At 65.4% G+C, this 25,801-nt stretch carries 31 protein-coding genes and 1 pseudogene; 13 read left to right on the top strand and 19 right to left on the bottom strand.

Features of this window, described 5'->3' with window-relative positions:
• Positions 1–6: 6 nt before the first annotated feature.
• Positions 7–552 (bottom strand): L,D-transpeptidase, encoded by a 546-nt coding sequence (locus CXR42_RS15515; protein ID WP_103258490.1) that lies wholly within the window; start codon positions 550–552, stop codon positions 7–9.
• Between the two features lie 92 nt (positions 553–644).
• The gene (locus CXR42_RS15510) at positions 645–1,931 is read right to left on the bottom strand and encodes a DUF2254 domain-containing protein (protein WP_103258489.1); all 1,287 of its coding nucleotides are present in this window, start codon (positions 1,929–1,931) and stop codon (positions 645–647) included.
• Positions 1,932–2,346: 415 nt separating this feature from the next.
• On the opposite strand from CXR42_RS15510, the gene CXR42_RS15505 reads away from it, so the two are divergent.
• The 7 genes from CXR42_RS15505 (at position 2,347) to CXR42_RS15475 (ending at position 8,455) form a co-directional block, all read left to right on the top strand.
• Complete coding sequence (locus CXR42_RS15505) at positions 2,347–2,907, top strand: F0F1 ATP synthase subunit delta (protein ID WP_103258488.1); 561 nt, start codon at positions 2,347–2,349, stop codon at positions 2,905–2,907.
• The gene (gene atpA / locus CXR42_RS15500) at positions 2,907–4,445 is read left to right on the top strand and encodes a F0F1 ATP synthase subunit alpha (protein ID WP_103258487.1); all 1,539 of its coding nucleotides are present in this window, start codon (positions 2,907–2,909) and stop codon (positions 4,443–4,445) included. The genes CXR42_RS15505 and atpA overlap by 1 nt, the downstream gene beginning before the upstream one ends.
• A 19-nt stretch (positions 4,446–4,464) precedes the next feature.
• Entirely contained in the window at positions 4,465–5,331 is an 867-nt protein-coding gene (locus tag CXR42_RS15495; RefSeq protein ID WP_103258486.1) for a F0F1 ATP synthase subunit gamma, read from the top strand.
• A 3-nt stretch (positions 5,332–5,334) separates the two neighbouring features.
• Positions 5,335–6,084, top strand: a complete 750-nt coding sequence (locus CXR42_RS15490; protein ID WP_103258485.1) for a hypothetical protein — start codon at positions 5,335–5,337, stop codon at positions 6,082–6,084.
• A 69-nt stretch (positions 6,085–6,153) separates the two neighbouring features.
• Positions 6,154–7,590 carry a F0F1 ATP synthase subunit beta gene (gene atpD / locus CXR42_RS15485; protein ID WP_103258484.1) on the top strand — a complete coding sequence of 479 codons (1,437 nt, stop codon included), beginning with the start codon at positions 6,154–6,156 and terminating at the stop codon, positions 7,588–7,590.
• Positions 7,591–7,599: 9 nt separating this feature from the next.
• Positions 7,600–7,992, top strand: a complete 393-nt coding sequence (locus tag CXR42_RS15480) for a F0F1 ATP synthase subunit epsilon (protein ID WP_103258483.1) — start codon at positions 7,600–7,602, stop codon at positions 7,990–7,992.
• Between the two features lie 115 nt (positions 7,993–8,107).
• Positions 8,108–8,455: an H-type lectin domain-containing protein gene (locus CXR42_RS15475; RefSeq protein ID WP_103258637.1), complete on the top strand. Its 348-nt coding sequence runs from the start codon at positions 8,108–8,110 to the stop codon at positions 8,453–8,455.
• Here CXR42_RS15475 and CXR42_RS15470 read toward each other — a convergent pair whose 3' ends face one another.
• The 8 genes and pseudogenes from CXR42_RS15470 to CXR42_RS15435 all read right to left on the bottom strand — a co-directional run bounded on the left by CXR42_RS15470 (position 8,456) and on the right by CXR42_RS15435 (position 15,679).
• Positions 8,456–9,460, bottom strand: a complete 1,005-nt coding sequence (locus tag CXR42_RS15470) for a phosphatase PAP2 family protein (protein ID WP_180996080.1) — start codon at positions 9,458–9,460, stop codon at positions 8,456–8,458.
• Positions 9,461–9,604: 144 nt separating this feature from the next.
• Positions 9,605–10,624, bottom strand: coding sequence for a ribose-phosphate pyrophosphokinase (locus CXR42_RS15465; protein WP_103258481.1), 1,020 nt, complete (start codon positions 10,622–10,624; stop codon positions 9,605–9,607).
• Between the two features lie 113 nt (positions 10,625–10,737).
• Positions 10,738–11,756: pseudogene (locus CXR42_RS15460) on the bottom strand (threonine aldolase family protein).
• Entirely contained in the window at positions 11,756–12,208 is a 453-nt protein-coding gene (locus CXR42_RS15455) for a YcgN family cysteine cluster protein (protein WP_103258480.1), read from the bottom strand. Before CXR42_RS15455 ends, CXR42_RS15460 begins: the two are co-directional and overlap by 1 nt.
• Positions 12,209–12,248: 40 nt before the next feature.
• Positions 12,249–13,172: a bifunctional riboflavin kinase/FAD synthetase gene (locus CXR42_RS15450; RefSeq protein ID WP_103258479.1), complete on the bottom strand. Its 924-nt coding sequence runs from the start codon at positions 13,170–13,172 to the stop codon at positions 12,249–12,251.
• Between the two features lie 35 nt (positions 13,173–13,207).
• On the bottom strand, positions 13,208–13,651 hold the full coding sequence (locus CXR42_RS15445) for a MaoC family dehydratase (RefSeq protein ID WP_103258478.1): 444 nt from the start codon (positions 13,649–13,651) through the stop codon (positions 13,208–13,210).
• A gap of 118 nt (positions 13,652–13,769) precedes the next feature.
• Positions 13,770–14,660: a TIGR01459 family HAD-type hydrolase gene (locus CXR42_RS15440; protein ID WP_103258477.1), complete on the bottom strand. Its 891-nt coding sequence runs from the start codon at positions 14,658–14,660 to the stop codon at positions 13,770–13,772.
• A gap of 101 nt (positions 14,661–14,761) precedes the next feature.
• A complete protein-coding gene (locus CXR42_RS15435) occupies positions 14,762–15,679 on the bottom strand; it encodes a manganese-dependent inorganic pyrophosphatase (protein ID WP_103258476.1) in 918 nt (305 codons plus the stop codon).
• Positions 15,680–15,808: 129 nt separating this feature from the next.
• Here CXR42_RS15435 and relB point away from each other — a divergent pair, with 129 nt between their 5' ends.
• Positions 15,809–16,033 carry a type II toxin-antitoxin system RelB family antitoxin gene (gene relB, locus CXR42_RS15430; protein ID WP_103258475.1) on the top strand — a complete coding sequence of 75 codons (225 nt, stop codon included), beginning with the start codon at positions 15,809–15,811 and terminating at the stop codon, positions 16,031–16,033.
• The gene (locus tag CXR42_RS15425; RefSeq protein WP_103258474.1) at positions 16,017–16,292 is read left to right on the top strand and encodes a type II toxin-antitoxin system RelE family toxin; all 276 of its coding nucleotides are present in this window, start codon (positions 16,017–16,019) and stop codon (positions 16,290–16,292) included. Before relB ends, CXR42_RS15425 begins: the two co-directional genes overlap by 17 nt.
• Here CXR42_RS15425 and CXR42_RS15420 read toward each other — a convergent pair.
• A complete protein-coding gene (locus tag CXR42_RS15420; protein ID WP_103258473.1) occupies positions 16,283–17,014 on the bottom strand; it encodes an N-acyl homoserine lactonase family protein in 732 nt (243 codons plus the stop codon). The two genes, CXR42_RS15425 and CXR42_RS15420, sit on opposite strands and share 10 nt — an antisense overlap.
• Positions 17,011–18,003 carry a TraB/GumN family protein gene (locus CXR42_RS15415; RefSeq protein WP_103258472.1) on the bottom strand — a complete coding sequence of 331 codons (993 nt, stop codon included), beginning with the start codon at positions 18,001–18,003 and terminating at the stop codon, positions 17,011–17,013. The genes CXR42_RS15420 and CXR42_RS15415 overlap by 4 nt, the downstream gene beginning before the upstream one ends.
• Positions 18,004–18,184: 181 nt before the next feature.
• Here CXR42_RS15415 and CXR42_RS15410 point away from each other — a divergent pair, with 181 nt between their 5' ends.
• The 3 genes from CXR42_RS15410 to CXR42_RS15400 all read left to right on the top strand — a co-directional run bounded on the left by CXR42_RS15410 (position 18,185) and on the right by CXR42_RS15400 (position 21,147).
• Positions 18,185–18,472 (top strand): co-chaperone GroES, encoded by a 288-nt coding sequence (locus CXR42_RS15410; RefSeq protein WP_103258471.1) that lies wholly within the window; start codon positions 18,185–18,187, stop codon positions 18,470–18,472.
• 66 nt (positions 18,473–18,538) lie between these two features.
• The gene (gene groL, locus CXR42_RS15405) at positions 18,539–20,182 is read left to right on the top strand and encodes a chaperonin GroEL (protein WP_103258470.1); all 1,644 of its coding nucleotides are present in this window, start codon (positions 18,539–18,541) and stop codon (positions 20,180–20,182) included.
• Between the two features lie 122 nt (positions 20,183–20,304).
• Positions 20,305–21,147 (top strand): DMT family transporter, encoded by an 843-nt coding sequence (locus CXR42_RS15400; RefSeq protein WP_103258636.1) that lies wholly within the window; start codon positions 20,305–20,307, stop codon positions 21,145–21,147.
• Here CXR42_RS15400 and CXR42_RS15395 read toward each other — a convergent pair.
• Genes CXR42_RS15395 through CXR42_RS15385 form a run of 3 tightly spaced genes read right to left on the bottom strand, consistent with a single transcriptional unit; the run spans position 21,123 to position 22,535 of the window.
• Positions 21,123–21,605, bottom strand: a complete 483-nt coding sequence (locus tag CXR42_RS15395; protein WP_103258469.1) for a GNAT family N-acetyltransferase — start codon at positions 21,603–21,605, stop codon at positions 21,123–21,125. The genes CXR42_RS15400 and CXR42_RS15395 overlap by 25 nt on opposite strands.
• Complete coding sequence (locus tag CXR42_RS15390) at positions 21,592–22,092, bottom strand: GreA/GreB family elongation factor (protein ID WP_103258468.1); 501 nt, start codon at positions 22,090–22,092, stop codon at positions 21,592–21,594. The genes CXR42_RS15395 and CXR42_RS15390 overlap by 14 nt, the downstream gene beginning before the upstream one ends.
• Complete coding sequence (locus CXR42_RS15385) at positions 22,089–22,535, bottom strand: NUDIX domain-containing protein (RefSeq protein ID WP_103258467.1); 447 nt, start codon at positions 22,533–22,535, stop codon at positions 22,089–22,091. Before CXR42_RS15385 ends, CXR42_RS15390 begins: the two co-directional genes overlap by 4 nt.
• Positions 22,536–22,630: 95 nt before the next feature.
• Between CXR42_RS15385 and CXR42_RS15380 the strand changes: the two genes are divergently transcribed.
• Positions 22,631–23,374, top strand: a complete 744-nt coding sequence (locus CXR42_RS15380; RefSeq protein ID WP_342749222.1) for an esterase/lipase family protein — start codon at positions 22,631–22,633, stop codon at positions 23,372–23,374.
• Here CXR42_RS15380 and CXR42_RS15375 read toward each other — a convergent pair.
• The 4 genes from CXR42_RS15375 to CXR42_RS15360 all read right to left on the bottom strand — a co-directional run bounded on the left by CXR42_RS15375 (position 23,271) and on the right by CXR42_RS15360 (position 25,764).
• Positions 23,271–23,786: a low affinity iron permease family protein gene (locus CXR42_RS15375; protein ID WP_103258465.1), complete on the bottom strand. Its 516-nt coding sequence runs from the start codon at positions 23,784–23,786 to the stop codon at positions 23,271–23,273. The two genes, CXR42_RS15380 and CXR42_RS15375, sit on opposite strands and share 104 nt — an antisense overlap.
• Positions 23,787–23,953: 167 nt before the next feature.
• Positions 23,954–25,018, bottom strand: coding sequence for a 5-(carboxyamino)imidazole ribonucleotide synthase (locus tag CXR42_RS15370; protein ID WP_103258464.1), 1,065 nt, complete (start codon positions 25,016–25,018; stop codon positions 23,954–23,956).
• Positions 25,011–25,490: a 5-(carboxyamino)imidazole ribonucleotide mutase gene (purE, locus tag CXR42_RS15365; RefSeq protein ID WP_103258463.1), complete on the bottom strand. Its 480-nt coding sequence runs from the start codon at positions 25,488–25,490 to the stop codon at positions 25,011–25,013. Before purE ends, CXR42_RS15370 begins: the two co-directional genes overlap by 8 nt.
• 55 nt (positions 25,491–25,545) lie before the next feature.
• Entirely contained in the window at positions 25,546–25,764 is a 219-nt protein-coding gene (locus tag CXR42_RS15360; RefSeq protein ID WP_103258462.1) for a YdcH family protein, read from the bottom strand.
• Positions 25,765–25,801: the final 37 nt, after the last annotated feature.

Below are 25,801 nucleotides of genomic sequence, written 5' to 3'. Positions count from 1 at the left end.
GGCGGACTAGATCACGCGGACCTGGGTGCCGACCGGGCAGAGTTCGAACAACTCGGCGATGTTCTCGTTGAACAGGCCGATGCAGCCATCCGAAGAGCGGCGGCCGATCTTCCGGGTGTCGTGGGTGCCGTGGATGATGTAGGCCGGCCAGGACAGATACATGGCATGGGTCCCCAGCGGGTTCTCGGGCCCCGGGCCGATCGGCTTCCAGTCCGGGTAGCGCTCCATCTGCGAAGGCGTCGGGGTCCAGCTGGGACCGACCTTCTTGCGCACGATTTCGGTGTAGCCGCGCTTGGTCAGCTCGTCGGTCAGCGGGACCGAGGTGGGAAAGATCCGGTAGTCGGTGCCATCGCCGCTCCAGTAGTGCAACGCGCGCGAGGCGGTGTCGGCCACGATGGTCGCCTTGCCGAGGCTGTCGAAATGGTCGCGCCAGTCCTGCATGACGAAGCCCGAGACATTGTTGCGCACCGCGCTGGTATTGGCCCGGGCCGCAGTTGCAAGAACCGTCGCGCCAAGGGTCGCGCCCAGAAGCCCGCGTCGAGTAAGTGTCATGCTGCCTGCCTTTCTGTTGCTTCGTTGCGGCGGCAGGCTTCCGGTGCAAGGCGGGGAAGGTCAACCCGCGCGCAGCCCGACTGACGCGCATGTCATAAGGTGTGAACCGGGAACTTGAGGGCGACGATGCCGTCTACCGCCGCTTGCAGGCGGCGGCGGTCGGCCTCGGCCGCAAGTGCGGCGGTCGCGCGATGCAGGGCGAGTTGCAACTGATCGCGGGCTGCCTGCCGCGATGCGTCCGGGCCGATCCGGGACAAGGCGGCAAGCGCCCGTGCAATGCAGAGCATCACGTCGATCTGGCCGGCCCCGTCGCGTGCGATAAGGGTGAAGGCGTCGTCGAAGAGGTCGCCATAATCCAGCGCGGGCACGCGCAGGCGGGGAAATTCCGGTGGCTTTGTGCAGGCAGCCTCCCACCGCTCGGCCCAGAAGCTTAGCAGGCGGGTGTGCCGTCCGATCACGTCGATTGCGGTGCCGGGATCATTGACCGCCGGGGACAGGGCGCGCAGTGCAACTTCGGTCAGCACGACCAGGCCAAACCGCGGATCCTGGTCGAAGTTGCGTGACGCGGCGATGGTGAAGGCCGACCGCACCGCGTCGACGAGGTCGTCCGGCGGGTCGCCCGGACTGGTGATCCTGGCCAGCATCGTATCCGCATAGACGAAGGTTCCGGGCAGGACGAGGATGTCGATCCGGCAGTCCGCCGTCTCGGCCCGTTCCGAAAGTCCGGCCGTGTCGATGAAGGCGACATAGCCCAGGTCCGTCGTCATCACGCCCGTCCCCAGACCGCTGGCCGTCAAGGTGGCGGGAAGCGGGGCGCCACCGAGAAAGGGCAGGGTCAACCGGGCCTCCATGGCGTCCCTGGTCTCTTGCTCGATCCGTCCGACCGTATCCGAGACGCGGCCCAGTCGGGTCAGCTGGTTGATCCAGCGCAAGAGCGCCAGCACGATCAGGGCGATCATCCCAAGGGTGACCGCAAACAGGACCGCGCGCCCCTCGGGCCCATAGGCGCTGAGCTTCAGGGCAATAAGTCCGACGATGCTGAACAGGAAAGACCCGACGAAGGTCGCCAGCGACGTCTGCACCACGCGGTCCTCGGTCAGGAGCTGAGTCGCGCGGGCCGTCCCGTGTGAGGTGGCAGAGCTGTAGGCCGCCGTCAGCGCGCCGACCGAGAAGGTCGTCACCGCCAACATGCTGGACGCGATGATTGTCAGAAGGCTGTCGATCGCGTCGGTCGAGATGTCGAACGGCATCGCGCCCGGGAACAGCCGGTTCGACAGCGAAGCCAGGCCTGCCACGAGAACCCCGAATAGGGCGAACAGGGAAACCCTGACCCAAAGCGTCTTGCGCAGACGGGAGAGCAGCCACTGGATCCTGGACATCTGGCTGTCTCCTTCCTGCCGCTTTGGGCTGGTCGCCGGCCGCCCGGACTGCAAGGCGCCGGTCGGATCAGCGGGTTGGCTTGATCCGGCAGGGAGGTTGTGTCCGCACGCCCCGACCGCCGGTCAACGCGGGGAATGCCCCCTTGGATCCCCTGCCCGGCAGGCCGGGGGCAGGTGGCCCGATCCGTCCGGTCTGGGCGCTGGAAAGCGGTCGGCTTGCCGGGCTGCCTTCCGGCCCGCGCGATCCGCGACAAGTTGGATCACAAAACGGCCTGCAACCCGGTTGCGGGGTGGATACGCCTCTGCTAAGGACGCCCGCGACGGATGGTGCGCCCCCCAGTCGACGGGTGAGGTGTGCGCCGAAGAAAAGCCCGGTTCGCGAGAGCCCAGGGCAAGAAAAAGCGGAAGGGTTGACGTGTCAGAACCGGCTTCGATCTCTCTGGGCATTGCCTCGCGTTACGCATCGGCGTTGTTCGACCTGGCCAAGGACGACAAGGCGCTGAAGGCGCTGGAAGCCGATACTGCTGCATTGTCGGAAACCCTGGCCGCCAGCGCCGAGCTGCGCGACGTGATCGCCTCGCCGGTGGTCACCCGCGAGGACCAGGGCAAGGTGATCGCAGCAATCGGCGCCAGGCTGGGCGTCAGCGCGCTGATGGCCAACACGCTGGCCCTGATGGCCGAAAAGCGGCGCCTGTTCGTGCTGCCGCAGCTTCTGACCGCGCTGACCGACATGATCGCCACCGAGAAGGGTGAGATGACCGCCGAGGTCACCGCCGCCCGCGCGCTGTCGGCCGCCCAATCGAAAAAGCTTGCCGAGACGCTGAAGGCCCGCGTCGGCAAGACCGTGAAACTGAAAACCACCGTCGATGAGTCCCTCATCGGCGGTCTAGTCGTGAAGCTGGGCTCGACCATGATCGACACGTCGATCAAGGCAAAGCTCGCGGCCCTGCAAAATGCAATGAAAGAGGTTGGGTGATGGGAATTCAGGCTGCTGAGATCTCTGCGATCCTGAAAGAGCAGATCAAGAATTTCGGCAAGGACGCCGAAGTGGCCGAAGTTGGCCGCGTGCTGTCGGTCGGCGACGGGATTGCCCGTGTTCACGGTCTGGACAACGTCCAGGCCGGCGAGATGGTGGAATTCCCCGGCGGCATCCGCGGGATGGCCCTGAACCTGGAAGTCGACAACGTCGGTATCGTTATCTTCGGGTCCGACCAGGACATCAAGGAAGGCGACACCGTCAAGCGCACCAAGTCCATCGTGGACGTGCCCGCCGGCAACGAGCTGCTGGGCCGCGTCGTGGACGGTCTGGGCAACCCGATCGACGGCAAGGGCCCGATCGCCGCGACCGAGCGTCGGATCGCCGACGTGAAAGCCCCCGGCATCATCCCGCGCAAATCGGTGCATGAGCCGATGGCGACCGGCCTCAAGGCCATCGACGCGATGATCCCGGTTGGCCGCGGCCAGCGCGAACTGATCATCGGCGACCGCCAGACCGGCAAGACCGCCGTGGCGCTGGACACTATCCTGAACCAGAAGGCCTATAACGACGCCGCCGGTTCGGACGAATCGAAGAAGCTGTACTGCATCTATGTCGCCATCGGGCAGAAGCGCTCGACCGTGGCGCAGCTGGTGAAGAAGCTGGAAGAAACCGGTGCGATGGCCTACACCATCGTCGTGGCCGCGACCGCCTCTGACCCGGCGCCGATGCAGTTCCTGGCGCCCTATTCGGCGACCGCGATGGCGGAATTCTTCCGCGACAACGGCCGCCACGCCCTGATCATCTATGATGACCTGTCGAAGCAGGCCGTTGCCTACCGTCAGATGTCGCTGCTGCTGCGCCGTCCGCCGGGGCGTGAAGCCTATCCGGGCGACGTGTTCTACCTGCACTCGCGTCTCTTGGAGCGTTCGGCCAAGCTGAACGAGGATTTCGGCGCCGGCTCGCTGACCGCGCTGCCGATCATCGAAACCCAGGCGGGCGACGTGTCGGCCTATATCCCGACGAACGTGATCTCGATCACCGACGGCCAGATCTTCCTGGAAACCGAACTGTTCTACCAGGGCATCCGCCCGGCCGTGAACACCGGTCTGTCGGTGTCGCGCGTCGGCTCTTCGGCGCAGACCAGCGCGATGAAGTCGGTGGCCGGCAAGGTGAAGCTGGAACTGGCGCAGTACCGCGAAATGGCGGCCTTCGCCCAGTTCGGTTCGGACCTTGACGCTTCGACCCAGGCGCTTCTGAACCGCGGCGCGCGCCTGACCGAGCTGATGAAGCAGAACCAGTACTCGCCGATGACCAACGCGGAAATCGTCGTGGTGATCTATGCCGGGACCAGCGGCTACCTGGACAAGATCGCGGTCAAGGACGTCGGCCGGTTCGAGGCGGGGCTTTTGAAGCACCTGCGCACGACGGGCAAAGCTCTGCTGGAAGACATCACCAAGAACGACCGCAAAGTGGCGGGCGACCTGGAGAAAGCGATCCGCGCGGAACTGGACGCCTTCGCCAAAGACTTCGCCTGAGCCCTGAAGGAATAGGCAGATGCCCAGCCTTAAGGACCTGAAGAACCGGATCGGAAGCGTGAAGAACACGCGGAAGATCACGAAGGCGATGCAGATGGTCGCCGCGGCGAAACTGCGCCGCGCACAAGAGGCTGCCGAAGCCGCCCGGCCGTTTGCCGAGCGGATGACAGCGGTGATGTCGGCCCTTGCGGCCGGCGTCGGAACCGGGGAAGGCGCACCGAAGCTTCTGGCTGGAAACGGCAAGGACCAGGTGCATCTTCTGGTCGTGATGACCTCGGAGCGGGGGCTTTGCGGCGGCTTCAACTCGTCGATCGTCAAGCTGGCGCGCCTGCGGGCGAACGAGCTGGTGGCGGCGGGCAAGACGGTCAAGATCCTGACCGTCGGCAAGAAGGGCCGCGAGCAGCTGAAGCGCGACTGGTCCAGCGCCTTCGTGGGTCACGTCGACCTGGGCGAAGTCAAGCGCGTGGGCTATGCCAACGCGCAAGGCATCGCGCGGGAAGTCATGGCGGCCTTCGAGGCTGGCGAAGCGGACGTGGTCACGATCTTCTACAACCGCTTCCAGTCGGTGATCAGCCAGGTTCCGACCGCGCAGCAGGTGATCCCGGCCAAGTTCGAAGCCACCGCCTCGACGGCGCTGTATGACTACGAACCCTCGGAAGAGGCGATCCTGGCCGACCTTCTGCCGCGCGGCGTGGCGACGCAGATCTTCACGGCTCTGTTGGAAAACGGCGCGTCGGAGCAGGGCGCGCGGATGTCCGCCATGGACAACGCGACCCGCAATGCCGGCGACATGATCAACAAGCTGACGATCCAGTACAACCGGAGCCGTCAGGCCGCGATCACCAAGGAACTGATCGAGATCATCTCGGGTGCCGAGGCCCTCTGACCCATGATCCCGCAGCCGACATATGTGCAGAACCGGGACGAGAGCGATCTTGTCTTCTCGGTATGCTCGCTGGTGCGGGATCAGGCGAAGTACGACCGGCTGCTGGAAAGCTTTGCTGCGCACGGGTTCACCCCCGACAACAGCGAGTTTCTGGCGGCCGACAATCGCAAGGGCAACCAGTTCGACGGGTTCAACTGGCACAAGCACATGTGGCCCCAGGTCCGGGGCCGCTATGTGATCTTCTGCCACGAGGATGTGGAACTGGTGGACTGCGGCTTTGACGATCTGGTCGCCCGGATCGACGCGCTGGAGGCGGCCGATCCGCAGTGGCTGGTCGCCGGCGTCGCGGGCAGCCCCTGGCGGCCGCTGAACCACTCGGTCACGGCGCAGGCGCTGCACATCAGCGATGTCTTTGGCCAGGACCGCCGGCTGGGTCAGGTCCCGGCGCGGGTGGAATCGCTGGACGAATGTTTCATCGTCATGCGGCGGCTGAAGCCGGTGCTGAACTCGTACGACATGGCCGGTTTCCACTACTACGGGGCCGACCTCTGCCTGCAGGCCGAATTCCTGGGCGGCCGGTCCTATGCGATCGACTTCCACCTTCTGCACAAGGGCCAGGCCCGTGCGGATGAAAGCTTTGCCCAAATCCGGAACCAGTTCCGGGCGAAATACCGGCGGTACTTTCCGGGACGCATCTTCCATTGCGTCACCGGACGGGTCGCCTTTGGCGGCGGGTGGTTCGATGCCACCTGAACCCCGCCAGTAACTGAACCGGGTCCGAGCGTCGGGCCGCCCGAAACACGTAAAACGAGGCTTATGACAATGGCAAAATCTCCCTCCAAGGCTACGGGTAAGGTTACCCAGGTCATCGGCGCGGTCGTCGACGTCCAGTTCGATGGCGCCCTGCCCGCCATCCTGAACGCGCTGGAGACCACCAACAACGGCAAGCGCCTGGTTCTGGAAGTGGCGCAGCACCTGGGCGAAAGCACCGTGCGGACCATCGCCATGGACGCAACCGAAGGTCTGGTGCGCGGTGCCCTGGTCTCGGACCTGGGCGCGCCGATCTCGGTCCCCGTGGGCGACGCGACCCTGGGCCGCATCATCAACGTGGTGGGCGACCCGATTGACGAAAAGGGCCCGATCAGCGCCGCCGAGTCGCGCGCGATCCACCAGCCCGCCCCGGACTTCAACGAGCAGGCGACGGAAAGCCAGATCCTGGTGACCGGCATCAAGGTCATCGACCTGCTGGCCCCCTATGCCAAGGGCGGCAAGATCGGCCTCTTCGGCGGTGCAGGCGTGGGCAAGACGGTTCTGATCCAGGAACTGATCAACAACATCGCCAAAGTGCACTCGGGCTATTCGGTGTTCGCCGGCGTGGGCGAACGGACCCGTGAGGGCAACGACCTTTATCACGAATTCATCGAATCCGGCGTCATCAACATCGACGACCTGACCAAGTCCAAAGTGGCGCTGGTCTATGGCCAGATGAACGAACCGCCGGGCGCCCGTGCCCGCGTGGCGCTGACCGGCCTGACCCTGGCCGAGCAGTTCCGCGACCAATCCGGGACCGACGTGCTGTTCTTCGTCGACAACATCTTCCGCTTCACCCAGGCGGGTTCGGAAGTGTCGGCGCTGCTGGGCCGTATCCCCTCGGCCGTGGGCTATCAGCCGACGCTGGCGACCGACATGGGCGCGCTGCAGGAACGCATCACCTCGACCAAGCGTGGCTCGATCACCTCGGTGCAGGCGATCTACGTTCCGGCCGACGACCTGACCGACCCGGCGCCTGCGACCTCGTTCGCGCACCTTGACGCGACGACCACGCTCAGCCGTGCGATCTCGGAACTGGGGATCTACCCGGCGGTGGACCCGCTGGACTCGACCTCGCGTCTGATGGACCCGCAGATCGTGGGCGAAGAGCATTATCAGGTCGCCCGTTCGGTGCAGGGCATCCTTCAGCGTTACAAGTCGCTGCAGGACATCATCGCCATCCTGGGGATGGACGAACTGAGCGAAGAGGACAAGCTGACCGTGGCCCGTGCCCGGAAGATCCAGCGCTTCCTGTCGCAGCCGTTCGACGTGGCGCAGGTGTTCACCGGCTCGCCCGGGGTGCAGGTTCCGCTGGAAAAGACCATCGCCTCGTTCAAGGCGGTTGTCGCGGGTGAGTACGACCACCTGCCGGAAGCCGCCTTCTACATGGTCGGCGACATCGAGGAAGTGAAAGCCAAGGCCGCGAAACTCGCAGCGGCAGCGGCATAAGGGGGCGAAATGGCCAGCACGGTGCAATTCGACCTGGTCAGCCCGGAGCGGCGCCTCGCGTCCTATCCGGCGACCGAGGTCCAGATTCCGGGCGCCCAGGGCGACCTGACGGCGATGGAGGGGCATACCCCCACCATCACCTCGCTGCGGCCGGGCCTGCTGAAAGTGGTCTCGGCGGACGGCGTGAAGGCCTATGTCGTGACCGGCGGCTTCGCCGAGATCAGCGCGACTGGCGTGTCGGTCCTGGCTGAACAGGCCGTCCCGCTGGACGAGATGACCCCGGCGCAGATGGACGCCCTGGTGGCGGACGCCTGCGAAGCGGCGGCGGTCAATGCCGACAAGGACACGGCCGACAAGGCGGTGGCCGACCTTTACGCGATGCGCGCCCAGGCCGGGATCTGATCCTGGCCCTAGCGCGGATGAAGGCCCCGATTTTTCGGGGCCTTTTCTTTTTTGCTAACCCCTTTTGCTGCCGAATCGGGCAAGATGCGTTTGGGTGTGGACGTGTGGAATGACGATGCGGCGAATTGGTGGAGTGGTCGGGGTCGAGCAGGGGTCGACGATCCTGTTCAACGATTTTGCCCATGACGGACCGATGTGGACCGGCGCGGGCCCGCGTGAGGTCCGGCAGGCGCAACTTTTCCGCGAACCCTTTCTGGACATCCCCGCCGTGACGGTCGGCATTTCGATGTGGGACATCGACCACCGGACAAACTCGCGTATCGACATCGCGGCCGAGAACATTACGGCCCAGGGCTTCGATATCGTGTTCCGCACCTGGGCCGATACCCGGGTGGCCCGCATTCGCGCCGACTGGATGGCGATCGGCGCGACCCGGGACGAGGATGACTGGGACGTGACCTGATCAGCTGCGGACGGGGGAAAAGTCTTCGGACCTTGCGCGGACGATAAGCCCGGCCAGGAACCAGCTGAACCCCGCCACCAGACCCCCGACATAGCCATCCACGGCATAGTGCCAGGCCAGCAGGACCGAGCCGATCATGATCAGCAGCGCAAAGGTCCAGGCAAGGTAGCCAGCCATCCGGGATACACGCCAGGCAAAGATCGCCATCAGGACGGACGAGCCGACGTGCATGCTGGGGAAGGCCGAAATGGCGTTGATCAGTTCAGGACGCGAGTACATCTCCCACAACAGATACTGCGTGTCGACGACGGTAAGTGCGCCGGTGGCTGCATGATCGTGCAGGCGCTGCATCAGGCTGGCGTAAGCGTCGCCCAACCCGAGGTCAGCGTAGTAGACCGGCCCAGCCGAGGAGAACAGGGTGGCGAAGAGGTTGCCGCCAATGGCCCAGGTGAACAGGAACGCGATCAGATATTGCATCCGCACCGCGCTGTCTGGCCGCATGAAACAGGCCATGACCAGCACGAAATACATCATGAAAAGCCAGATGTTGTAGAGCCCGGTGAAGAGCGAGATCATGTAGTGCCCGCCAAACACCGCATGCAGGAATTCATGCGGCAAGGCGCCGAAATGCAGGGTGCGATCCAGCTGCATGAACGCCTCGTCCCAGGCGAATGGGTTGATCTCGGGGATCAGGTTCTTCAACTGCGCAAAAGCGATAAGTGTCAAGGACATAAGCAGGAAGGCCAGCAGGCCGCTGAGCATCCGGTCGCGGTCCGTCAGGAAAGACCGGATATCTGCCTTCAGAACCCCGATCCGATCATCGACCCGTTTGACGTAGGTCAGGTAAAGCAGCCGGGCAAAAAGCACCAGAAAGATCATCTGGGGCACCTTCTTGCCGAAGCTGCGCAGCAAGGCGCCGATCTTGTCGCCAGTCACGTTGAACGTGTACTGGCTGGCGATCCACCAGGCGATTGCGCAATATCCAGCGACGATCGCGATCAACATCCCATGGCGCCGCAGCACTGGCCCCAACGCTCTACCCTGCTCTACGGAAACTGACCGCATGATCCGCCACACTTGTTGAACAATGTGGGTTCTGCCGAGGAATTGCGGCCTAAAATGGGCTGAATTTCACCGATCTCGGGAAATTCAGCTGCGCTGGTACAGCCCCTCGTAGATGGGCACCAGGGTGTCGGTCTCGAACAGGCTGGAGACGGACATGCCGCCCCAGATGTTCAGGATCGCCTGGGCAAACATCGGGGCGGTGGGGACGATGCGGATATTGCCGGCGCCCTTGACCTTGTCGCCCTGCTCGATGGAATCGGTGATCACCAGCGACTTCATGACCGAATTCGACACGCGCTCCACCGCCGGGCCGGAAAGGACGCCGTGGGTGATATAGCTGTGGACCTCGGTCGCGCCGGCCTCCATCAGGGTCTCGGCGGCTTTGCACAGCGTGCCGGCCGTGTCGCAGATGTCGTCGACGATGATGCACTTGCGGCCGCGGACGTCGCCGATCACGGTCATTCCGGCAATCTCGCCCGCCTTCTCGCGGCGTTTGTCGACGATGGCGAGGGGGGCGTTGATTCGCTTGGCCAGTTCGCGCGCCCGGGCGACGCCGCCCACGTCGGGCGAGATGATCATCAGCTCGTCCAGCTGGCCGCGGAAGTGGTGTTCGATGTCCAGCGCAAAGACCGGGCTGGCGTAAAGGTTGTCGACCGGAATGTCGAAGAAGCCCTGAATCTGTGCCGCGTGCAGGTCGAGGGTCAGCACGCGGTCGACGCCCGCGGTCTCGATCAGGTTGGCCACCAGCTTGGCGCTGATCGGCGTGCGGGCCTTGGCGCGGCGGTCCTGGCGGGCATAGCCGAAATAGGGGATCACGGCGGTGATGCGGCTGGCCGAGGACCGGCGCAGCGCGTCGGTCATGATCAGCAATTCCATCAGGTTGTCGTTCGCCGGGTTCGAGGTGGACTGGATGACATACATGTCCTCGCCCCGGACATTCTCGAACACCTCGACGAAAATTTCCTGGTCGTTGAACCGTTCCACGCGGGCGTCCACGAGGTTCACGCTCATCCCCCGGTGCATGGACATGCGGCGGGCAATGGACTTCGCCAGAGACAGGTTGGCGTTTCCGGCGATCAGCTTCGGTTCGGTGACGGCGGGCATGGGGGCTCCGGGGCAGCGGATTCGGGATGCGTGTCGCTTATCACCGGGTTTTGCGGTTGCAAACGCCCGGCACCGCTAACGGTGCGAAAATCCTGCGCTGTGACGCAATAGGGTCAGAAGGCGTCCAGGAAGCGGTCGACATCGACCTCGGTCGTGGACCACGACGCGACGAGCCGGGCGCGTTCGCGGCCTTCGGGGGCCGGAAAGCGGTAGTAGGCGGCACCCGCAGCTTCAAGCGCCGGTCATGGTGGCCGATGGGCCATTCGGGGAACAGCATGTTGGCATCAGCCGGGGGAACATGGGCCTGCCGGTCGCGCAGGCCCTGGACCAGCCGTTGGCCCATGGCATTGGCCTGCGCGGCAAGGCGCAGCCAGAGACCGTCGGTCAGATACGCCTCCATCTGCGCCGAGAGGAAACGGTGCTTCGAGAAGAGATGCCCGCCGCGCTTGCGACGAAGTTCCAGTTCCCAGGCCTTTTCGGGGTTGAAAAGGACAACTCCTTCGACCCCCAGGCAGCCGTTCTTGGTGCCGCCCAGCGACAGCACGTCGATCCCGGCTTTCCATGTCATCTGGGCCGGGGTCGCGCCAGTGGTGACCAGGGAATTGGCAAAGCGCGCGCCGTCCAGGTGGCAGGGCAGGCCCTTGGCCTTGGCCAATGCGGTCAGGGCGACAATTTCGGCGGGGGTATAGACCGTTCCCGCCTCGGTCACGTTGGTCAGGGACAGCATCCCGCGTTGCACGCCGTGGACCCCGCTTTCGCCGGTGGTGGAGAGAGCCTGGCCCAGGGTCTCCGGGGTGATCTTGCCATGTGCGCCGGGGACAAGGACCAGCTTGGCACCAGAGTAGAACTCGGGCGCGTTGCACTCATCCTCGGCGATGTGGGCGTGCTGGTGGCAGAACACAGCGCCCCAGGGCGGGCAATGGGTCGCGATGGCAAGGGCGTTCGCGGCGGTGCCAGTGGCGACAAGGTGGACGACAGCCTGCGGGGCCTCGAAGATCTCACGCACAAGGTCGGTTACACGGGCCATCGCGGCATCGGCGCCGTAGGACCGTTCATACCCCTCGTTCGCCTTCAGGATCGCGGCCATGACCTCGGGCGCGGCGCCAGAGGTGTTGTCAGAGGCAAAGCGCATCAGGGGGTTTCCTCGATCAGATAGTCTTCCCAATCATCCTCGGGGACCTGGGTTTCCGGGATGGTAAGTCCCATGATGGACTGCCCGGACTTGTGCGTGCTTTCGGGATCGCCGGTCAGCAGCGGATGCCAGTCGGGCAGTTTCCTTTTCTGGAACAGCAGCTTGTAGGCGCAGGTCGCGGGCATCCAGTAGGCGATCTTCGGCAAGGTCTTGGGCGTCAGGACCACGCATTCCGGCACATGCAACTTGCGGTTCGGATAGTCGCGGCACTGGCAGGTGTCGCCATCGAACAGCCGGCAGGAGATGCGGGTATAGGCGACCTCGCCGGTGTCCTCATACTCCAGCTTGTTCAGGCAGCACTTGCCGCAGCCGTCGCAGAGGGCCTCCCACTCGGCCTGGGTCATCTTGGTCAGGGGAACGGTTTCCCAGAAGCGGGGGCGAAGGTTCGTCATGCGCGCCAAGGTGGTCCGGCGGGTGGGAAAAGGGAAGGGGTCACAGCGCGGAAAGGATGTTGCGGGCCTTGGTGCAGTCGGCGTCCATCTGGGTAATCAGCGCGGGCAGGCCGTCGAACTTCAACTCGGGGCGCAGGAAGTCGACCAGCGCGACCGAAAGGTGCTGGCCGTAAAGGTCGCCCTTGAAGTCGAAGAGGAAGGTTTCAAGGTTCGGGCGGTTCTCGCCGAACATGGGCCGCACCCCAAGGCTGGCCGCGCCGTCGTAACTGCCCGCCTGCGGTCCGGTCAGGATGTCGACGAGGACGGCATATACCCCCAGCTTGGGCAGGTGCAGGCCGTCGACCGACATGTTGGCGGTCGGATAGCCAAGCTCACGCCCGCGCTTTTCGCCGTGGAGGACCTCGCCCTCGATCCGGTGCCAGTGGCCCAGCATCGCGGCGGCATCGCGGGGACGGCCTTCGGTCAAGGCGCGGCGGATGTTGGTGGACGAGATCTCGGTCCCGTTGTCGGCGACGAGGGGGGCGATGGTGGTGCGGATTCCCTTGGTGGCACAAAGGGTTGCAAGGTCCTGCGCGGTGCCTTTGCGGCCCTTGCCGAAGCAGAAGTCGGCACCGACGACGACATGGGCGATGCCAAGGCCATCCGACAGGACTTCGGTGACAAAGCCCTCGGGCGTCAGGCCGGCAAGGGTGGCGTCGAACGGTAGCTGGAACAGGTGCTGGACCCCAAGGCGGGCCAGGCGGTTGGCGCGGGCTTCGGCGTTCATCAGGCGGAAGGGCGCGGTATCGGGGGCGAAGAACTGGCGGGGGTGGGGCTCGAAGGTGATGATGCCCAGGGGTGCGGGGCCACGGGCAAGGTCGATCACCGACTGGTGGCCGCGATGCACGCCGTCGAAATTGCCCATCGCGACCGAGGCGCCGCGGGTGGACGGGTCGAGGCCCTGCCAGTGAAAATGCTGCTGCATCCTGCCCTTTGCGGGCCAAGAATGCCCGTATCCCGTCAGTCGAACTTGCGGCTGGGCGCCAGAACCAGCGCCTCACCCTTCAACACAACGGTTTTACCCACCGAGGCCAGGGTTTCAAGGGTGACTCGGCGCTTGGCGTGGTCGATGGCGGTGACTGTCACCTCGGCCCGGACCATGTCGCCGGGGCGGACGGGGGCCATGAACTTCAGGCTTTGCCCAAGATAGACGGTGCCGTGGCCGGGAAGCTGTTCGCCGATGACAGCCGAGATGAGGCCGGCAGTCAGCATCCCATGGGCGATCCGGCCTTCGAATATGGTGTCCTGGGCGTATTGTTCGTCCAGGTGGACGGGGTTCCGGTCAGTGGAGACTTCGGCAAAAAGCTCGATATCCCGGTCGGTTACGACCTTTGACAGGTGGCGGGACATGCCGATTTCGATGTCCTCGATGCAGATCGTGCCACGGGGCATGTTGTCGAGCATGGTTTCCGAATCCCTACCTTGCATGGTGGGACACTAGCACATGCTGCAGCGCAGCACAATCGGCTGCGCAAGAATTGTTCAATATTGTGCCGCGAGCGGCACGAATGTTATCCGGTCGTCAGCGAAGCCGACCCATCGCATAGGTCGGCGAAAGCTGCTCTCCCTCCAGCCAGGGCAGAAGCAGACCGGCCTCGGGCGCTTCGACATCGGCACCGAAACGCTCGGCCTCCAGCCCGCCGGTGATGAACAGGGTGTCCAGCCCCTCACCGATACCGCCCTGCACGTCGGTGCGGATGCCGTCTCCGATGCACAGGATCTGCGGGTCCGAAGCTGCACCCGATTCGGCAAGCCGGCGGCGGGCGAGGTCGTAGATCGGGGGGTGCGGCTTGCCGAAATAGAGTGCGGTGCCGCCCATCTCTTCATACATCTGCGCCAGCGCCCCGGCGCAGTAAAGCCGCTTGTCGCCCATGTCGACGACGATATCCGGGTTGGCGCAAATCATTGGCAAACCGAGAGTTTTCCCCAAAAGCAGCGCGGCGCGGTAGTCGTCTGGCGTTTCGGTCAGGTCGTCGGCCAGGCCGGTGCAGACGATCCCCTCGGCGTCTTTCAGGGCGACGCGGGTGATGGGCGGCTGGCTTGCGGCATAGGCGGCCAGATCCTCGGCGAAATCGGTGAAGAAAGGTTCATCCTTCAGCGCGCCGATGTGGTGGACCCGACGCCCCGCCGCGCCGGACAGCATCCCCATCTGCGCCGCATCGCCCGAAGTCACGACGATATCCCAGGCGTCGCGGGGCACGCCAAGCGCGTCCAACTGCTTGATCACGCTGGATTTCGGGCGCGGCGCATTGGTCAGAAGGACCACCTTTCCGCCCGTCGCGCGATAGCCCTGCAACGCCGCCACCGCCGCCGGAAAGGCAGTCTTGCCATTGTGCAGGCAGCCCCAGAGGTCGCAGAAAACGGCGTCGTAGCGGCCGGCAAGGTCGGCGAGGGAGCGGATGATCTGGGTCATTCGGGGTCCTTTCGGGACAGAAACGGCGGTCTACGACCCGTCTGCTTTGCGTATACCGTCCATGCATACGCGCGTATGCACGGACGGTTGCGCAACGAAGGTCAGAGTTTCAGCGCCGGGATGATCTGCTTCTTGCGGCTCATGATGCCGGGCAGGACCACTGTGTCGCCGGTGACGGTGCAGCCAAAGGACGCCTCGGCCAGTTGCTTGACCAGATCGTTCGGGACCAGAAGCGTCGCCTCTTCCTTGATGATGTCGACGACGAAAAGGAGGACCTGATCGGCGCCGTCCTCTTTCGCCACGCCCTCCATCGAGCGCATCAGGCTGTCCTTGCGGTCCAGCACGACCTTGGGCGCGGTGGTTTCCAGGACCGAGACGCGCAGTTCCTTGCCGGCGACGGTATATTCCTTGGAGTCCATGCGGAGGAGTTCAGCGTCCGAGAAGGCCGAGACGTCGGACTTGGCCTCGAACATCGCGGTCGCAAGGTCGTTGATCGACACGCCCAGGTCGGCGGCCAGCTTTTCGGCGACGGCGCGGTCGTGGGGCGTGGTGGTGGGCGAGCGGAACTCCAGCGTGTCGGAGACGATGCAGGACAGCATCGCGCCCTTGATCGCCTTCGGTGCCTTGGCCAGCGTGTCGCCCATCAGGTCGTGCATGATGGTGGCGGTGCAGGCCAGCGGGCGGATGGTGATGTCGATCGGGGTCTTGGTCTTGATGCCACCGACCAGCAGGTGATGGTCGATGATGCCCTGGATCTTGGCCTCGTTGATCGAGGGGGGCAGTTCGGCGGGATTGTTGGTGTCGACGATCACGACCTTGTCGTCGGCGGTCACGTCGGAAATGATCGCGGGCTTTTCCAGGCCCCAATGCTTCAGCACGAAGGCGGCTTCGGTGTTCGGCTCGCCCAGAAGGACGGGTTTCGCCGGGGTGCCGGTCTCGGTCAGGTACCAGGCCCAGATGATCGGAGAGCCGGTGGAATCGGTGTCGGGGGATTTGTGGCCGAAAACAAGGGTGGTCATGGGGAGGACTCGCGGGAGGTTGGGTTCGCGCGCGGTATAGGCGAGGGCGTGGGGATTGTCACGCGGGGGCAGGTTGCATTTGGCAGCGTTCTGTCATACATGTAGTGCGTGTATGACGGGAGGCTGTCGATGCTGTCGGTGAGATTGCCGGAAGATTTGGAACGGCGGCTGGACGCCTTGGCCAAGGCCACGGGGCGCAGCAAGACCTATTATGTGCGCGAGGCGCTGATCGACAAGATCGAGCATCTTGAAGACGTTTATCTTGCCGAGACGGTGGTGGAGCGTCTTGCGAGCGGCGAGGAGAAGACTACGCCGCTGGCTGATGTGGAGCGCGAGCTTGGTTTGGCAGATTGAGGTTTCCGACGCGGCCAAGAAGCAACTGGCCAAGATGGGACGCACGGAAGCCAAGCGGATTACGAGCTTTCTGCGCACCAGAATTGCAGTTCTGGACAACCCGCGCCAGCTTGGCGACGCCTTGCAGGGCGCGCGGCTGGGCGGGCTTTGGCGCTATCGCGTGGGGGATTACCGGATCCTGGTGCAGATCAAGGACGAAGTGGTCACCGTTATCGTGATCGGGGTCGGCCACCGGGGCGAGGTCTATCGTCAGTCGTAGAAGGCCGGGGCCTTGCGCAGGGTTGGCCATTGCGCGGGGTCGTGGCCATAGATCAAGAGGCCGGGCAGCGCCAGGAGGCGGTCGGCCGAGGTTCTTGCGGCGGTGGGGTCCTGGGCGTCGGCGAAGTCCTCCTCCGGTTCGGAGGCGCGGTTGATCGCGTCAGCGGCAAGGATCACCGGGCCGGTGTGGGGCAGGTCCAGCAGGGCCGACAGGTGGCCGGGGGTGTGGCCGGGGGTGGGGATCAGGGTCAGGCCGTCGCAGACCGGGGTGTCGGTGTCGATCAGGTGATAGCGGGCCTTGGGCCAGTCCATCGGGCGGGCGCTGCCAAAGTAGCTGGGCTGCGGATCGGCCCGCTCATGCCCGGTCATCAGGATGGGCGCGTGGGTGAAAAGGGGAAGGGAGCCGACGTGGTCGATATGGCCGTGCGACAGGATGGTCAGGTCAATGTCGCGGGGCTGAAGGCCAAGGGCGGCGAGTGCGCCCTGGGCCGTCTGCGCGGCGGTGAAGTCCAGAAGCCGGCCAAAGCGCGGCAGGCCGTCCTGCGCCGGGCGGTCGGGGTCGGTCAGGTATGCGGGCGGAAAGCCGGTGTCGAACAGGATGTTGGCGCCACGGTCGGTTTGCAGAAGGTAGGCCGGAATGCCGATCAGGCGTTCGCCGCCCCGGACCTCGAACAGGCCAAGGTCAAGGATGGTCAGGCGGGTCAGGCGGCCGGGCAGGATCACAGCGGCAACTGTTCCAGCGTGAAGCCTTCCTGCTGCAAGAGGTTCAGCACGCCTTCCTGACCCGACAGGTGCAGGGCCCCGAAGGCGGCAAAGACCGGGCCATCGGCGGCGGCTTCGGTCAGGACCGGAATCCAGGCGCGGTTGCGCATGTTCATCAGCAGTTCTTCCAGGCGGGCGAATTCGGCGTCCACCTGTTCGCGGCTGTAGCCGGGCATGCCATAGGACACCTCGCGCATGTATTCCCAGATCACCCGGCTTTCCCCGGCGAAATAGCTGTCGGCGAGGGTGGCGGAGTAATCCTCGGACCGGTCCTCGACGGCAAGGGTGGACTGGATCATGGCGACCATTTCCTGGTGCGTCATGGCGCCAAAGATCTTGAACACGGTGTCAAAGGGCTCCAGGCCCCGAACCGGCACGCCGGCGGCTTCGGCGGTGTCGACCACCATGCCGTCCAGGCCCTTGGGGTCCTGCATCTGCGCCATGGCGCAGGGCGGGATCGCCAGCATGACGGTGACATACCAGGGCTGCAACTTTGCCGCCATGAAGCCGGGTACGCCACGCTTGGCGAGCGCCTCGCTCAGCTGGGCCCAGACCTCGGGCGGGAGCTGTTCCAGAAGGGTCGGGCCGGTGGTGATCATCAGGGTCGAGGGGTCGCGGCCGATCAGGTCTTTCAGCGCCTTCTCCTCTTCGGGGCCGGCTTCGACCAGGACGGTGCTGGCCGACTGGATCGCGGGTGCGATGGTGGCCAGTGTCGGAGCGTGGCGCGGGTCGTCGAAATGGTAGGTGCCGACCATGGTGATCACCTCCTCCCCCCGGGTCGCGCGCCAGTAGTTGCCGCGTGGAAAGGGCACGGCATCGGCGGCGGCGACGATGGCATCGCGCTGGGCGGGCTCCATCTCGGCCAGAAGGTTGGTTCCGGCGCATTGCGCGTTCAGTGGGCCGGCAAGGGACAGGACGGCGGCGGCAAGAAGGGTCAGAAGGCGAGTCATGGGGGCCCGGGTCAGGAGTGTCTGGGGCCATCGTGGCAGGCGAGGGGCAAAAGGCAAATCAAAACACGCGCCGGCAGGTGTTGACTCGGCCCCGGTCTTTGCCTAACTCAACCGACGTTAGCACTCACATTGGGCGAGTGCTAATCGAGATCAAACCTGGAAACTCAAGGGAGTACCCCAGATGGCTTTCAAACCGCTGCACGACCGCGTTCTGGTCAAGCGTATCGCTTCTGACGAAAAGACCAAGGGCGGGCTGATCATTCCCGACACCGCCAAGGAAAAGCCCGCCGAGGGCGAGATCGTCGCCGTGGGCGAAGGTGCGCGCAAGGACTCGGGCGAGCTGATCGCACCGTCGGTCAAGGCTGGCGACCGCGTGCTGTTCGGCAAGTGGTCGGGCACCGAAGTGACCCTGAACGGCGAAGAGCTGCTGATCATGAAGGAAAGCGACATCCTCGGCATCATCGCCTGAGGAATGGTGGGCGGATCGCCCACCCTACGCTTGTCCTGAATTCAACCCATTCAAGGAGCTATCAAAATGGCTGCTAAAGACGTCAAGTTTGACACCGATGCCCGCGACCGCATGCTGCGCGGCGTGAACATCCTGGCTGACGCCGTGAAGGTTACCCTGGGCCCGAAAGGCCGCAACGTGGTGATCGACAAGTCGTTCGGCTCGCCCCGCATCACCAAGGACGGTGTGACGGTCGCCAAGGAAATCGAACTGGCCGACAAGTTCGAGAACATGGGCGCCCAGATGGTGAAGGAAGTCGCTTCCCGCACCAACGACGAGGCCGGCGACGGCACCACCACCGCGACCGTGCTGGCGCAAGCCATCATCAAGGACGGCCTCAAGGCCGTTGCCGCCGGCATGAACCCGATGGACCTGAAGCGCGGGATCGATCTGGCCGTGACCAAGGTTGTCGCTGCCATCAAGGCCGCCTCGCGCCCCGTCAAGGACAGCGCCGAAGTCGCCCAGGTCGGCACCATCTCGGCCAACGGCGAAGCGGAAATCGGTCGCCAGATCGCTGACGCGATGCAGAAGGTCGGCAACGAGGGTGTCATCACCGTCGAAGAGAACAAGGGCCTGGAGACGGAAACCACCGTCGTCGAAGGCATGCAGTTCGACCGTGGCTACCTGTCGCCCTACTTCGTCACCAACGCCGACAAGATGATTGCCGAGCTGGAAGACGCCTACATCCTGCTGCACGAGAAGAAGCTTTCGTCGCTGCAGCCGATGGTTCCGCTGCTGGAAGCGGTGATCCAGTCGCAGCGCCCGCTGATCATCGTGGCCGAAGACGTCGAAGGCGAGGCTCTGGCCACGCTCGTCGTCAACAAGCTGCGCGGCGGCCTCAAGATCGCAGCCGTCAAGGCTCCGGGCTTCGGCGACCGTCGCAAGGCCATGCTGCAGGACATCGCGATCCTGACCGGTGGCCAGGTGATCAGCGACGATCTGGGCATGAAGCTTGAGAATGTCACGCTGGACATGCTGGGCCGTGCCAAGAAGGTCATCATCAAGAAAGACGACACCACCGTCATCGACGGCGCTGGCGACAAGGCCGAGATCGAAGCCCGCGTGGGCCAGATCCGCGCGCAGATCGAGGAAACCACCTCGGACTACGACCGCGAAAAGCTGCAGGAGCGTGTGGCCAAGCTGGCGGGCGGCGTTGCCGTCATCCGCGTCGGCGGCATGACCGAAGTCGAAGTGAAAGAGCGCAAGGACCGCGTTGATGACGCGCTGAACGCGACCCGTGCGGCCGTTCAGGAAGGCATCGTCGTCGGCGGCGGCGTGGCCCTGATCCAGGCTGGCAAGGTGCTGGACGGCATGACCGGCGCGAACAGCGACCAGAACGCGGGTATCGCCATCGTGCGCCGCGCGCTGGAAGCCCCGCTGCGCCAGATCGCCGAGAACGCAGGCGTCGACGGCGCTGTCGTGGCTGGCAAGGTCCGCGAGTCGAAAGACACCTCCTTCGGCTTCAACGCGCAGACCGAAGAGTACGGCGACATGTTCGCCTTCGGTGTGATCGACCCGGCCAAGGTGACGCGGACGGCTCTGGAAGATGCGGCTTCGGTCGCCTCGCTTCTCATCACCACCGAAGCGATGATCGCTGACCGTCCGGAGCCCAAGGGCGCCCCGGCTGGCGGCGGCATGGGCGGCGGCGGCATGGGCGGGATGGACTTCTGATCCACCGCTTTCCACGTTCGGGAAAGGGCGCCTTCGGGCGCCCTTTTTCATGGGCGTAAGGTGGGCGATATCGCCCACCCTACGCTTGCGCATCAGGGCCAAGGACGCGCATGGTCGCGCCCATGCGCCTGTTCCTGCTGACCGCCCTGACGATGCTGGCCTTCGCGGCCAATTCCGTCCTGAACCGCTGGGCGGTCGGGTCCGGCCATATCGGTGCGGTGGAGTTTGCGCTGATCCGGCTGGTGGCCGGGGCGGTGGTCCTGCTGGCGCTGGTGCTGTGGCAGCGTGGCGGCTGGGCCTGGCCCGGCAGGCGCGGTCGGCTGGCCGGAGTGCTGGGGCTGTCGGCCTATCTGATGGGCTTTTCGCTGGCCTATCGCGGGTTGGATGCGGGCACCGGCGCCTTGGTCCTGTTCGGGGCGGTGCAGGTCACCATGTTCGCCGGTGCGCTTGCCGCGCGCGAGGTTGTTCCGCCGCGACGCTGGGCCGGTTCTATGGTGGCGCTGGGTGGGTTGGCACTGATCGCCGCGCCAGGGGCGGTGGCGCTGCTGCCGCTGGCGCTGATGGTTGTCGCTGGGGTCGGTTGGGGGGTCTACTCGCTGGCCGGACGCGGGGCGACGGACCCACTGGCGGCGACGGCGTGGAATTTCCTTTTGTCGGTTCCGCTGGCACTGCCGCTGTTTCTGGTGGCTGATCTTGCGCCACCTGACACGACCGGGCTGGTGCTGGCGCTGGTCTCGGGGGCCGTAACCTCGGGCCTGGGCTATGCGCTGTGGTATGCCGTCCTGCCCCGGCTGGGGGCGGCACGGGCGGCGGTTGCGCAGCTGACGGTGCCGGTGATCGCGGCGCTGGGTGGGGCGGTCCTGCTGGCGGAACTGCCAGGGCTGCGGTTCTGGCTGGCCTCGGCCCTGGTGCTGGGTGGGGTCGCGCTGGCCAGCCTGCCCTACAGGGTTTTCCCCAGGCGGTAGGTGGTGTGGCCGGTCAGTGCATCCTTGCGCGACAGGCCGGTGGCGGTGAAACCCTCACGTTCCCAGAATGCCCGGCCACGGGGGTTCACGTCCAGGACGGCAAGATAGAGGCGCGCGGCGTGGCGTTTGCGGGCCAGGGTTTCGACATGGGCCAGAAAGGCGCGACCATGCCCCGCGCCCTGTGCCCAGGGGCCGAGGAGTATCAGGCCAAGGTAGGCGTCGTTCGGCTCGGGGAAGCCGTATGAGAGTTCCGCCACACCCGAAAGGCGCTGGTTGAGGAACAGGCCAAGCCGGTCGCTGGCGGCGGGGTCGCAGTTCGGGGGCGCGTCGGTGAAAAAGTCCTGGGCCTGGCTGGCCGGATCGCAGCGCCCTTCGGCCAGCAGCCAGTAATCCGGCGCCTCGCGGTAGAATTGCGCGACGAGGGCGGTTTCGCTGGGGAACAGCTCACGGATCCGCATGGGCGATCCTGACGACTTCCAGGTCCAGCGGGCCGGACGGGCGTTTCCAGGTCACCACATCGCCGACCTGCGCGCCGAGGAGGGCGCGGGCGAGGGGAGAGGTCGGTGCGATGCGGTGGTGGGTGGCGTCGGCCTCGTCCTCGCCGGTGATCTGGTAGGTGGTTTCCATCCCCTCGGTGTCGGCGACGGTGACGGCAAGACCGAAGGCGACTTCGGTCAGGTCGTGGGTGGACGGGTCGATGACCACGGCGGCCTTCAGTCGCGCCTCCAGCCAGCGGATGTCGCGCTCGGCTGCGGCTTCGGGCAGTTTGTCCAGCCGGTCGGGGCGGGTTTTCAGCGCTGCAAGATCGGCCTGGCGTTGCGCGAGGTCGGCCTGCAACGCGGCCAGTCCGCGCGGGGTGACAAGGTTCGGGCCGGGCGGGACCGGGCGTTCGGGCAGGTCGGGGCGGTCGGCGCCGGCATCTTCGTTGACGAAGGCGCGGCTCATCGGGTCAGAAGCTCCAGCGGGTCATAGGCCAGCCCTTCGCCCCAGGCGGCGTCGGCAAGGCTGTCGGGCTTGAAACGGATCGTGCGCATCTCTTGTCGTGTAAAGAACTGGCGGCGGGTGACCACGCGTTCGGGGTCGGCCCAGCTGTCCGAAAGCGTGCCCGCGACCAGGCGGCAGCGGAAGAACACCTCGACCTGGTGAAACCGCGAGGGCGGGTGGTGGAATTCATTGACCAGCGCGGGGGCGCCGACCTCGACGGTCAGGCCGGTTTCCTCATGCACCTCGCGGATCAGGTTGGCGGGAAGCGAGCTGCCGGGTTCGACCCCGCCGCCCGGCGCGCACCATAGGTCAGAGCGGGGGCCAGCCCAGGCATTGACCAGAAGCAGGCGGTCGTCCTGCAGGATCAGGGCGCGGACAGCAAGGCGGGGGCCGGGTCTGGACATGGGCCGAAGCCTGTGACGCAGCGGCGGATTTGTCCAGTGTCCGGATTTCCGGGCTTGCCCGAGGGCGGGACAGGGCAGACAGTCGGGGCATGTGGTTGACCGGACGCCTTGCCCGTTTCCTGCCTGCCCCCGCGACCGAAACCGGCGCGGGCGGGGCCGAGGTCGTGGTCCTGCTGCACGGGCTGGCGCGCAGCGATGCCTCGCTGGCCCCGATGGCGCTGGCGCTGAAGGCGGCGGGCTATCGGGTGGTCAACTGGGCCTATCCGTCCACCAAGGTGAAGCCCGAGGCGCTGGTGGCCGAGGTCGGCCGTGCGGTGGCGGCGGCGGGGCCCGGGCGGGTGCATTTCGTCACCCATTCGATGGGCGGCATCCTGTTGCGCGCCTGGCTGGCCGAGGCGCGGCCGGCCGAGATGGGCCGCGTCGTCATGCTGGCGCCGCCGAACCACGGGTCGGAACTGGTGGACAAGCTGGGCGACAATCCGGTCTTTGCCTGGGTGAACGGGGCGGCGGGGAAATCGCTGGGCACCGGGCCGGACAGTTGGCCGAACCGGCTGCCGGCGGCCGATTATCCCTTGGGGATCATCGCCGGGACCCGCAGCCTGAACCCGGTCTGGAACGCGATTTTGCCGGGGGCGAATGACGGCAAGGTGACGGTGGACAGCACGAAGCTGGAGGGGATGGCTGACCATCTTGTGCTGCCGGTGACCCATACCTTCCTGATGGTGAACCCGCTGGTCATTGCGCAGGTGATTGCTTTCCTGCGTGCGGGCAAGTTCGATCCGTCGCTGACCCTTGCCGCTGTGGTGAAAGAGTCTTTTCAGGCGGCGCAGTCTGGGTGACGATCTCGGGCGTGCCGGTGTCGGGCCTGCCCTTGTCCAACTGCTCGCGCCCCTTGGCGGCCAGGGTCTCGTACTGGCGGACGAAGGCGGCCAACTCGCGCTCTTCCAGTTCTTCAAGGTCAAGCAGCGACAGATGTGCCCCCTTGGTGGCCCGGATCAGCTCGTCCAGCTTCAGCTGCATGGCCACGGTGTCGCGGTTCTGGGTGTTCTGGATCAGAAAGACCATCAGGAAGGTGACGATGGTGGTGCCGGTGTTGATCACCAACTGCCAGGTGTCGGAGAAGCCGAAGATCGGGCCGCTCACCAGCCAAAGGACGATGGCGGCGATGGCAAGCAGGAAGGTGATCGGCCGCCCGGACAGCTGAGCGATCCAGCGGGCGGTGCGGGTGTAAATGGAGGCCTTGTCGTTCATGCGTCACCTCATTCTTGACCGGGGTAACGCAGGATCGGGGAAATGGTGCCCTTTGGGGGGCTCGTCGATGACTTCGTCGCTCCTCGCTTTGGCGCGGGGCTGCTCGTCGATGACTTCGTCACTCCTCGCGCGGGTCCGACGAGGAGACGCAGTCGAACGAGGAGGGGTCAGCCGCGGATCACCCGGTTCACATGGCCCATCTTCCGGCCGGGACGCGGGGCGCCCTTGCCGTAAAGATGCACGGCGGTGTCGCGGGTCTTCAACAGGTCGGGCACGCGCAGCACATCGTCGCCGATCAGGTTTTCCATCACCACGTCGGCATAGCGGTTGCCATCGCCCAAGGGCAGGCCCGCAACGGCGCGGATGTGCTGTTCGAACTGGTCCACGGTGCAGCCCTGTTGCGTCCAGTGGCCCGAGTTGTGGACCCGGGGCGCGATCTCGTTGACCAGCAGGCCGCGCGGGGTGACGAAAAGCTCTACCCCCATGACGCCGACATAGTCCAACGCGTTCAGGATACGGGCGGCGACCAGTACGGCATCGGCGCGCTGGCCGGGGCTGAGCTTGGCGGGGACGGTGGTGGTGCGCAGGATGCCGTCGCGGTGGATATTCTCGCCCGGGTCGAAACAGGCGACCTGCCCGTCCAGGCTGCGCGCGGCGATCACGCTGACCTCGCGCTCGAAGGCGACGAAGCCCTCCAAAACGCAAGCGGCGTCGTTCATGCTGGCCCAGGCGGCGGGGATGTCGGCCCCACCCTCCAACTTGACCTGGCCCTTGCCGTCATAGCCAAGGCGGGTCGTTTTCAGGATGGCGGGCAGGCCAAGCTGGTCTGCGGCGGCGCGCAGGTCGGCTTCGGAGTTCACGGCCGCCCAGGGCGCGGTTTGCAGGCCAAGGTCGTTCAGGAACGACTTTTCCGCGATCCGGTCCTGGCTGACGGCCAGGGCCCTGCGGTTGGGGCGGATCGGTTTCAGGCTTTCCAGAAGGTCGAGGGCCGAGGTGGGGACGTTCTCGAATTCGTAGGTGATGACATCGACGCTGGCGGCAAAGGCGCGCAGGCTGGCCTCGTCCTCATAGGGCGCGGTGGTGACCTGGTGGACGACGTCGCCAGCGGGCGCGGCGCCCGGTTCGTAGATGTGGCAGCGATAGCCCAGGCGGCTGGCCGCGACCGAGAGCATCCGGCCAAGCTGGCCGCCGCCAAGAATGCCGATGGTCGCGCCCTGGGGAAGGTCAGTCATCCGATGGTTCCTCGGGGATGGAGGCGGAGAGGGCCTCGCGCCAGGCGTCCAGTTTCGCGGCGATGGCCGGGTCGGAGACGGCTAGGATCGCGGCGGCCATCAGCCCGGCATTGGCCGCGCCGCCGATGGCCATCGTGGCGACGGGATAGCCCTTGGGCATCTGGAGGATGGAATAGAGCGAGTCGACGCCAGACAGCGCCTTGGTCTGCACCGGCACGCCGATCACTGGCACGCGGGTCTTGGAGGCCATCATGCCCGGCAGGTGCGCCGCACCGCCTGCGCCGGCGATGATCACCTTCAACCCGCGCGACACGGCGGTCTTGCCATAGTCCCACAACCTGTCAGGGGTGCGGTGGGCCGAGACGATCTTCGCTTCATACGCGATGCCAAGCTCGTCCAGGATTTCGGCAGCGGCCTTCATCGTCGGCCAGTCGCTTTGCGACCCCATGATGATTCCGACGGATACGGCCATGCGCGCCCCCTTGGTTTCAGGCGCGATTACCGGGAACCGCGCGCCGGGGCAAGCGTCAGGCGATGATGTCGGGGATCAGCTGATCCTCGATCTTCACGATCTGGTCCTTCAGGGCCAGCTTCTGCTTTTTCAGCCGGCGCAGGGTCAAGGGGTCGGGGCGGCCGTTGGTTTCAAGCGCATGGATCGCCTCGTCCAGGTCGCGGTGTTCGCGGCGCAGGACTTCCAGCTTGATGCGCAGCATCTCTTCAAAGCTGAGTTCCGATGGGGCGTTCATGGGGGCGACTCGCTTCCTGTCTTTTGATCAGAATATA

Origin of the sequence: Tabrizicola aquatica, assembly GCF_002900975.1 — a bacterium.
GTDB lineage: Bacteria > Pseudomonadota > Alphaproteobacteria > Rhodobacterales > Rhodobacteraceae > Tabrizicola > Tabrizicola aquatica.
The sequence above is the reverse complement of the archived record's forward strand: the minus strand, read 5'-3'. Positions and strand labels throughout refer to the sequence as shown.

What these genes read in the sequence shown, in the direction of transcription:
- CXR42_RS15515 (WP_103258490.1), bottom strand. Translation starts at nt 552, where the DNA reads ATGACACTTACTCGACGCGGGCTTCTGGGCGCGACCCTTGGCGCGACG.
- CXR42_RS15510 (WP_103258489.1), bottom strand. Translation starts at nt 1,931, where the DNA reads ATGTCCAGGATCCAGTGGCTGCTCTCCCGTCTGCGCAAGACGCTTTGG.
- atpA (WP_103258487.1), top strand. Translation starts at nt 2,907, where the DNA reads ATGGGAATTCAGGCTGCTGAGATCTCTGCGATCCTGAAAGAGCAGATC.
- CXR42_RS15495 (WP_103258486.1), top strand. Translation starts at nt 4,465, where the DNA reads ATGCCCAGCCTTAAGGACCTGAAGAACCGGATCGGAAGCGTGAAGAAC.
- CXR42_RS15490 (WP_103258485.1), top strand. Translation starts at nt 5,335, where the DNA reads ATGATCCCGCAGCCGACATATGTGCAGAACCGGGACGAGAGCGATCTT.
- atpD (WP_103258484.1), top strand. Translation starts at nt 6,154, where the DNA reads ATGGCAAAATCTCCCTCCAAGGCTACGGGTAAGGTTACCCAGGTCATC.
- CXR42_RS15480 (WP_103258483.1), top strand. Translation starts at nt 7,600, where the DNA reads ATGGCCAGCACGGTGCAATTCGACCTGGTCAGCCCGGAGCGGCGCCTC.
- CXR42_RS15475 (WP_103258637.1), top strand. Translation starts at nt 8,108, where the DNA reads ATGCGGCGAATTGGTGGAGTGGTCGGGGTCGAGCAGGGGTCGACGATC.
- CXR42_RS15470 (WP_180996080.1), bottom strand. Translation starts at nt 9,460, where the DNA reads ATGTTGATCGCGATCGTCGCTGGATATTGCGCAATCGCCTGGTGGATC.
- CXR42_RS15465 (WP_103258481.1), bottom strand. Translation starts at nt 10,624, where the DNA reads ATGCCCGCCGTCACCGAACCGAAGCTGATCGCCGGAAACGCCAACCTG.
- CXR42_RS15455 (WP_103258480.1), bottom strand. Translation starts at nt 12,208, where the DNA reads ATGACGAACCTTCGCCCCCGCTTCTGGGAAACCGTTCCCCTGACCAAG.
- CXR42_RS15450 (WP_103258479.1), bottom strand. Translation starts at nt 13,172, where the DNA reads ATGCAGCAGCATTTTCACTGGCAGGGCCTCGACCCGTCCACCCGCGGC.
- CXR42_RS15445 (WP_103258478.1), bottom strand. Translation starts at nt 13,651, where the DNA reads ATGCTCGACAACATGCCCCGTGGCACGATCTGCATCGAGGACATCGAA.
- CXR42_RS15440 (WP_103258477.1), bottom strand. Translation starts at nt 14,660, where the DNA reads ATGACCCAGATCATCCGCTCCCTCGCCGACCTTGCCGGCCGCTACGAC.
- CXR42_RS15435 (WP_103258476.1), bottom strand. Translation starts at nt 15,679, where the DNA reads ATGACCACCCTTGTTTTCGGCCACAAATCCCCCGACACCGATTCCACC.
- relB (WP_103258475.1), top strand. Translation starts at nt 15,809, where the DNA reads ATGCTGTCGGTGAGATTGCCGGAAGATTTGGAACGGCGGCTGGACGCC.
- CXR42_RS15415 (WP_103258472.1), bottom strand. Translation starts at nt 18,003, where the DNA reads ATGACTCGCCTTCTGACCCTTCTTGCCGCCGCCGTCCTGTCCCTTGCC.
- CXR42_RS15410 (WP_103258471.1), top strand. Translation starts at nt 18,185, where the DNA reads ATGGCTTTCAAACCGCTGCACGACCGCGTTCTGGTCAAGCGTATCGCT.
- groL (WP_103258470.1), top strand. Translation starts at nt 18,539, where the DNA reads ATGGCTGCTAAAGACGTCAAGTTTGACACCGATGCCCGCGACCGCATG.
- CXR42_RS15400 (WP_103258636.1), top strand. Translation starts at nt 20,305, where the DNA reads ATGCGCCTGTTCCTGCTGACCGCCCTGACGATGCTGGCCTTCGCGGCC.
- CXR42_RS15395 (WP_103258469.1), bottom strand. Translation starts at nt 21,605, where the DNA reads ATGCGGATCCGTGAGCTGTTCCCCAGCGAAACCGCCCTCGTCGCGCAA.
- CXR42_RS15390 (WP_103258468.1), bottom strand. Translation starts at nt 22,092, where the DNA reads ATGAGCCGCGCCTTCGTCAACGAAGATGCCGGCGCCGACCGCCCCGAC.
- CXR42_RS15385 (WP_103258467.1), bottom strand. Translation starts at nt 22,535, where the DNA reads ATGTCCAGACCCGGCCCCCGCCTTGCTGTCCGCGCCCTGATCCTGCAG.
- CXR42_RS15375 (WP_103258465.1), bottom strand. Translation starts at nt 23,786, where the DNA reads ATGAACGACAAGGCCTCCATTTACACCCGCACCGCCCGCTGGATCGCT.
- CXR42_RS15370 (WP_103258464.1), bottom strand. Translation starts at nt 25,018, where the DNA reads ATGACTGACCTTCCCCAGGGCGCGACCATCGGCATTCTTGGCGGCGGC.
- purE (WP_103258463.1), bottom strand. Translation starts at nt 25,490, where the DNA reads ATGGCCGTATCCGTCGGAATCATCATGGGGTCGCAAAGCGACTGGCCG.
- CXR42_RS15360 (WP_103258462.1), bottom strand. Translation starts at nt 25,764, where the DNA reads ATGAACGCCCCATCGGAACTCAGCTTTGAAGAGATGCTGCGCATCAAG.